This is a genomic window from Nocardioides sp., assembly GCF_034670285.1.
Classification (GTDB): domain Bacteria; phylum Actinomycetota; class Actinomycetes; order Propionibacteriales; family Nocardioidaceae; genus Nocardioides.
Genome location: NZ_JAXMNS010000204.1, coordinates 1 through 6,566 on the forward strand (window position 1 = coordinate 1; position 6,566 = coordinate 6,566).

General features: G+C 73.4%; 5 protein-coding genes and 1 pseudogene. 4 read left to right on the forward strand and 2 right to left on the reverse strand.

Going from position 1 to position 6,566, the window contains the following annotated elements; genetic code table 11:
* A pseudogene (locus VOI19_RS11410) lies at positions 1–572 on the reverse strand (hypothetical protein); the annotation flags it as partial.
* Between the two features lie 167 nt (positions 573–739).
* Between VOI19_RS11410 and VOI19_RS11415 the strand changes: the two are divergent.
* From VOI19_RS11415 to VOI19_RS11430, 4 genes are all read left to right on the forward strand, one after another.
* Positions 740–1,882, forward strand: coding sequence for a zinc-binding dehydrogenase (locus tag VOI19_RS11415; protein WP_323793086.1), 1,143 nt, complete (start codon positions 740–742; stop codon positions 1,880–1,882).
* A 4-nt stretch (positions 1,883–1,886) separates the two neighbouring features.
* Positions 1,887–4,286, forward strand: a complete 2,400-nt coding sequence (locus tag VOI19_RS11420; protein ID WP_323793087.1) for an enoyl-CoA hydratase-related protein — start codon at positions 1,887–1,889, stop codon at positions 4,284–4,286.
* A gap of 199 nt (positions 4,287–4,485) precedes the next feature.
* Entirely contained in the window at positions 4,486–5,031 is a 546-nt protein-coding gene (locus VOI19_RS11425) for a hypothetical protein (RefSeq protein ID WP_323793088.1), read from the forward strand.
* A complete protein-coding gene (locus VOI19_RS11430) occupies positions 5,021–5,803 on the forward strand; it encodes a crotonase/enoyl-CoA hydratase family protein (RefSeq protein WP_323793089.1) in 783 nt (260 codons plus the stop codon). Before VOI19_RS11425 ends, VOI19_RS11430 begins: the two co-directional genes overlap by 11 nt.
* Positions 5,804–5,932: 129 nt before the next feature.
* Here VOI19_RS11430 and eda read toward each other — a convergent pair.
* Positions 5,933–6,566 (reverse strand): bifunctional 4-hydroxy-2-oxoglutarate aldolase/2-dehydro-3-deoxy-phosphogluconate aldolase (eda, locus tag VOI19_RS11435; RefSeq protein WP_323793090.1); only part of this gene is annotated, 634 nt, incomplete at its 5' end.

Sequence of the window (6,566 nt, forward strand, 5' to 3'; positions counted from 1 at the left end):
GTGGGCGGGTGCCTGGGGGTACGCGGGGCAGCCGGGGTAGCCGGGGGAGTCGGCCCGGTGGCGGCGGGGGTGGGCTTCGGCTTGGCGGGCACAGCCGCGTGACGCGGGGCGCGCCGGCTGCCGGGGCTGCGCGGCTTGACCGGCGGCTGGGTGGTGTCGGGGCCCGGCGGACCTGGCGGGCCCGATGGGCTCGCAGGGTCCTCGGGGGTCGGCGTCGTCCTGCCGAGCGCATCCATCACCTCGCGGCTGGCCGTGACCGAGTCGGTCGACCGCTCGGGCGGCGGGAACGCGCGCAGGGCCGCATGCTTCGGACGTCGTACGCCCTCCGTCGGCGGGGTGAGGCCGGGCTCCGGTGCTGGATCGCGGACCGGCAGCGGGATCGGCTCGGCGAGCGGAGGCTCGACGGGCGCAGGCCCGTCGCGTCGGGCGCGGGCCTCGTCGAGGCGCGACACCGTCGCGGAGTCCGGGTCCGGGGGTCCCTGGTGCCGCTGCCAGCGGTCGATCAAGGCGGCAGCACGGTCCTCGGCCTCGGTGTCGACCCCCTCCAGGTCGTCCGGCTCCCCTTTGGTCACCTCTGCAATCTACGCCGAGGAAAGGGGCCGTGTCTGGCGGTCCACGACAGCGGAACGGGTGGACCAGTCCTGGCATAGTGCCGGACACGCCGCCGACGAGCACGAGGACGTGACACCACGATGACCCCCTGGCCCACCCCCACCGACCCAGCCCAGGCGGCAACGCGATGAGGGCCCTGGTCTGCGAGCGCGGCGCACTCGACGTCCGCGAGCTGCCGGCCCCGACCCCGGGCAAGGGCCAGGTCGTGCTCGACGTGGTCGCCTGCGGCATCTGCGGCTCCGACCTGCACGCCCGCCATCACTGCGACGAGATGGCCGATGCCGCAGCGACCGCCGGCTACGACGACTTCATGCGCTCCGACCAGGCCGTCGTGATGGGCCACGAGTTCTCCGGCATCGTCACCGCTGCGGGTCGCGGCGCCCGCACCCGCGAGGGCACCCCCGTCGTGGCCATGCCGATCGTGCGCGGACTCGACCGCGCCGACGGCGTCCACCTGACGGGCCTCACCACCCGGGCCCCGGGCGGCTACGCCGAGCAGGTGCTGGTGCAGGATGCCCTGACCTTCGCGATCCCCAACGGACTCTCCCCGGTGACGGCTGCCCTGACCGAGCCGATGGCTGTCGCCCTGCACGCCGTACGACGTGGCGAGGTCGCCAAGGGCCAGGTCGCGATCGTCATCGGGTGCGGTCCGATCGGGCTCGGCGTGATCGCGATGCTCAAGGCCCAGGGCGTACGACGCGTGGTCGCCAGCGACTTCTCCGCCGGACGGCGCGCGTTGGCCGAGCGGTTGGGGGCCGACGTGGTCGTCGACCCGGCCGAGCAGTCGCCGTACGAGGTCTTCGACGAGAAGTTCCTCGACGCGCCGGGTCTGCTCGAGCTGGCCGTCGGAACCATGGAGAAGCTGCGCGCCGTGCCGTTCCTCCCGTGGCACCAGGTCTTCCGCGCGGCCGAGGCCGTCGGCGCAGGACCGAAGGGGCCGGTCGTGTTCGAGTGCGTCGGGGTGCCCGGGATCCTCGACGGCATCATCGCCGCGGCGCCCGTCTACGCCCGCGTGGTCGTGGTGGGCGTGTGCATGGGCGAGGACCGCATCAGGCCGTCGATCGCCATCAACAAGGAGGTCGACCTGCGCTTCGTGCTCGGCTACACGCCGGCCGAGTTCCGCGAGTCGCTGCACCTGCTGGCCGAGGGCACCGTCGACCCGACGCCACTGATCACCGGGACCGTCGACCTCGACGGGGTGGCCGGGGCGTTCGACGACCTCGGCGATCCCGAGACGCACGCCAAGATCCTGGTGCAACCGCTTGGATGAGGGCATGACTGATCCTGCCGCTCCCTCGGCCGAGGTGCCGATCCTCGTCGGCGTCGCCCAATGGTCCGAGCGTCTCGGGGAGACCTCCTACGAAGGGCTGTCCCCGGTCGACCTGGCAGCCCGCGTGGCCGGCCTGGCGATCGACGACACGGGCGCCGAGACCGGGGTGACGGCCCTGCTCGACCTGCTCGCCTGCACGCGGCAATTCGACGAGTCGTTCCCGGGGATGCCGGCGCCGCTGGGTCGCTCCGACAGCTTTCCGAGGTCGGTCGCGGGCCGGCTCGGGCTCGACCCCGCGCGCGTGATCTACGAGGTGTCGGGTGGCCAGTCGCCGCAGCACCTCGTCACCGAGGTGTGCGGCGAGCTCGCGGCGGGGCGGTCGCGGATGGCGCTGGTCGCGGGGGCCGAGGCGATCTCGACGGTCCTCGACCTCGCGCGCCGCGACGACAAGCCCGACCTCACCGAGCACGTCGACCGCGACAGCGACGCCGGAGCCGATCGCGGCGCCGGGCTGGAGGGCATCACGTCCCGCTACCAGGCCGGGCACGGGCTGATCGACGCCCCGACGCAGTACGCCTTGTTCGAGAACGCACGCCGCTCGAGGCTCGGGCTCTCGCGCGCCGAGCTGAACGACGAGATGGGGGCACTCTTCGCCCCCTTCACCGCGGTCGCGGCGGCCAACCCGCACGCCGCGGTGCGGGTGGCCCGGTCGGCCGACGAGATCATGCGCGTCACCGAGAGCAACCGCCTGATCGTCGACCCCTACCCGAAGGCCGTGGTGTCGCGGGAGAAGGTCAACCAGGGCGCGGCGGTGGTGCTGACGACGGAGCGGATCGCCGTCGAGCTCGGCATCGAGCGCGACCGGTGGGTCTACCTGCGCGGGCACAGCGACCTCCGCGACCGCGAGCTGATGCGTCGTACCGACCTGAGTGTCGCGACGCCCGCGGTGACCGCCGCGGGTGCCGCGCTCGAGATGGCGGGGATCGGGCTCGCCGACGTGGCGACGTTCGACCTCTACTCCTGCTTCCCGGTGGCGGTCTCGATCGTCGCCGACGGGATCGGCCTTGCCCACGACGACCCGCGCGGGCTCACCGTGACCGGCGGGCTGCCGTACTTCGGTGGGCCCGGCAACTCCTACTCGCTGCACGCCATCGCCGAGACGGTCTCGCGCTGCCGGGCCGTGCCCGGGTCCTTCGGGCTGGTGGGCGCCAACGGCGGCACGCTGAGCAAGTACTCGGTGGGCGTCTACTCCACGGCCCCGGGCGCGTGGCAGGTCGGGCACGACGAGCGGCTGCAGGCCCGGCTCGACGACTACCCCGACCACCCGATCGCGATCGAGGCCGACGGCTGGGGCCACGTCGAGACCTGGACGGTGCGGTACGCCGGCGGCGAGCCGGTCGGCGCGATCGTGGTCGGGCTCCTCGACGACGGACGACGGTTCCTGGCCAACGAGGTCGCCGGCGACACCGGGCCGGACGGGCTGATCGCGATGCTCCTCGGCGAGAACGCCCACGGCACACGGGTCTTCGTGCGCTCCTTGCCGCAGGGCAACCGGGCGACGGTGAGCGAGGAGCGGATGGCCGAGCTGCTGCCGCCGGTGCCGGTGGGGTTCCGCGATGACTACGAGTTCGTCACGCTGCGTCGCGACGGCCACGTCCTCGAGATCACGATCAACCGACCCGAGGTGCGCAACGCGCTCACGCCCGACGCCAGCCAGGAGCTGTCCGACGTCCTCGACGCCTACCTCGCCGACCGTGACCTGTGGGTCGCGATCCTCACCGGCGCCCGGGGCGACGACGGCCGTGGCGCGTTCTGCGCCGGCAACGACCTGCTCCACACCGCCGCCGGCGGGGCGTTGTGGATGCCGAAGACCGGGTTCGGTGGCCTCACCTCACGCCGACACGTGCACAAGCCGATCATCGCCGCGCTCAACGGCCACGCCTTCGGCGGTGGTTTCGAACTGGCGTTGGCGTGTCACCTCGTCGTCGCAGAGGAGCAGGCGCAGGTCGACCTGACCGAGGTCAAGGTCGGGCTCGTCGCCGCGATGGGCGGACTCGTCCGCCTGCCGCGCGCGCTGCCCCCGCACGTGGCCAACGAGATGATCCTCACCGGACGTCGGATGGGTGCCGAGGAGGCGCAGCGCTGGGGCCTGGTCAACCGGGTCGTCCCCACCGGGAGCGCGCTCGACGCCGCCCGCGACCTCGCCGCCGAGCTGCTCGAGAGCTCACCCACGTCCGTGCGGATCTCGCTGCAGCTGATGGAGGAGGCCGCCGCCCACGCCGACCCGGTCGACGCCGCCACCGCCCCCACCGACGCCCTCGACAAGCTGCTCGTCGCCCGCGACACCAGCGAGGGCGTCACCGCCTTCGCGTTCAAGCAGAAGCCGCGCTGGCGCAACCTGTAGCCGGGGCGCACCGCCCTGGTCGTCGAGTAGCCGGGGAGCGAGCCCGCCACCTGGGTCGTCGAGTAGCCGGGGAGCGAGCCCGCCACCTGGGTCGTCGAGTAGCCGGGGAGCGAGCGCAGCGAGCCACCGGCGTATCGAGACGCTCGCCGCTCGACCCCACGCCTGCCATGATCGGCCGACCCGACGACGAGGAGACCTCATGTGGGTGCCCAACCTGGTGTTCGGACCGCACTTCCTCGTCCTCGTCCTGCTCGTCGTCGCGCTCACCGCGACCATGCAGGCACGTGGCCGCCGAGGTGACGCCCGCCAGGTCCTCGCCCCGCGAGCCGGCGCCGGGACCACGATCGTCTCGCTCCCGCGCGGGCGCCGCACGGCGTACATCGTCCTGACCGTGGCCGCCCTTGCCACCGGGTCGGTGACCAGCTACCTGTACTGGACCGCACCCGGGGGCGAGGACTCCTTCAGCCGAGACCACGCCATCCTCGGCATCCTCGTGGCGGTGGGGCTGGCGGCAGCGGCGGCGTCGCTGGTGCCGCCACGGTTGGCCTGGTGGCCAATCGTCGCGCTGCTGGTCCCGGCGAGCGCGGTCGGCCTGCTGGTCCTCGTCCTCCTCCTGATCCCGGTCGTGGCGCCGGCCGTGCTCTTCGTCCTGCTCGTCTCTGTGGTCGGTGAGCAGATCCGGACCCGCACCCGGCCCTGCCATGATCGAGCGCACCCGACGACGAGGAGTCCTCATGCCCACTGAGACCGACGAGCAGGACGCCGTCCTGGTGGAGCGCCGTGACGGCGTCCAGGTCATCACCATCAATCGCCCGCACGCCAAGAACGCGCTCAACGGCGCCGTCGCCCGCGGCATCGCCGCGGCCGTCGACGAGCTGGACGCCGACGACGACCTGCGGGTGGGGGTCCTCACCGGCGCGGGTGGGACCTTCTCGGCGGGGATGGACCTCAAGGCGTTCCTCACCGGAGACCTGCCTCTCGTCGGCGACCGCGGTCTCGGTGGCATCACCCAGCAACCGCCGCGCAAGCCACTGATCGGCGCCGTCGAGGGCTGGGCCGTGGCCGGCGGCTTCGAGCTGCTGCTGGCCTGCGACCTCGTCGTCGCCTCCGAGACCTCAAGGCTCGGCGTCCCCGAGGTCAAGCGCGCCCTGGTCGCCGGTGGTGGCGCCGCAATGCTGCTGACCCGTCGCATCCCGCAGACGATCGCCCTCGAGCTGCTGCTCACCGGCGACCCCATCACCGCGCAGCGCGCCGCCGACCTCGGCCTCGTCAACCGGCTGACCCCCGAGGGTGGTGCGCTCGACGGTGCCCTCGAGCTGGCCGCGACGATCGCCGCCAACGGTCCGCTCGCGGTCGCGATCACCAAGCAGATCGCGCGCGCGTCGTTCGACTGGACCCTCGAGGAGGGCTGGGACAAGCAGTCCGAGCTGATGGCGCCGGTGTTCGTCTCCGAGGACGCCCAGGAGGGCGCCACCGCCGTCGCCGAGAAGCGGCCCCCGGTCTGGAAGGGCCGCTAGGCCCGAGCGATCTCCACGGAGGCTGAGCAGCGAGCGCCAGCGAGCGTCGACGAAGCCCGGTGACGTGCGCACGGTCTGTGCCCGGCTCGCGGGGCTTCGTCGACGTCCTCGCCCAGGGGATCGGACTGCTCAGCCTCCGAGGGCCGCCGCGGCTGCGGCGAGCTCGGTGATCCGGCCCCAGTCGCCGGCCGCGATCGCGTCGGCCGGGGTCAGCCAGGAGCCGCCGACGCAGCCGACGTTGGGCAGTGCGAGGTACGACGGCGCGCTCGCGGCCGTGATGCCGCCCGTCGGGCAGAAGCGGGCGGCGGGCACCGGGGAGGCGATCGACTTCAGGTACGGCGCGCCACCGGCGGCCTCGGCGGGGAAGAACTTCATCTCGCTCACCCCGGCCTCGAGCACGGCCAGTGCCTCCGAGACCGAGGCCGTGCCGGGCAGGAACGGCACCCCGGTCGCGAGCATCGCGTCGAGCAGTCGCGGCGTCGAGCCGGGGGAGACGAGGAAGCGAGCGCCTGCCGCGACAGCCTCCTCCGCCTGGGACGGCGACACGATCGTGCCGGCGCCGAGCAGGATCTCGGGCACCTGCTCGGCGATCGCCCGGATCGCGTCGAGGGCGACCGGGGTGCGGAGCGTGAGCTCGATGGCCGGCAGGCCGCCGGCGACGAGGGCGCGCGCGACCGGCACGGCGTCCTCGACCCGGTCGAGCACGACGACCGGCATCACCGGCACGACGTCGAGAACGGACTCAGGCGTGGACAACGGGGGC

Excerpts from the sequence above, each read along its gene's own strand:
- VOI19_RS11415 (WP_323793086.1), top strand. The coding sequence starts at position 740 with ATGAGGGCCCTGGTCTGCGAGCGCGGCGCACTCGACGTCCGCGAGCTG.
- VOI19_RS11420 (WP_323793087.1), top strand. The coding sequence starts at position 1,887 with ATGACTGATCCTGCCGCTCCCTCGGCCGAGGTGCCGATCCTCGTCGGC.
- VOI19_RS11430 (WP_323793089.1), top strand. The coding sequence starts at position 5,021 with ATGCCCACTGAGACCGACGAGCAGGACGCCGTCCTGGTGGAGCGCCGT.
- VOI19_RS11425 (WP_323793088.1), top strand. The coding sequence starts at position 4,486 with ATGTGGGTGCCCAACCTGGTGTTCGGACCGCACTTCCTCGTCCTCGTC.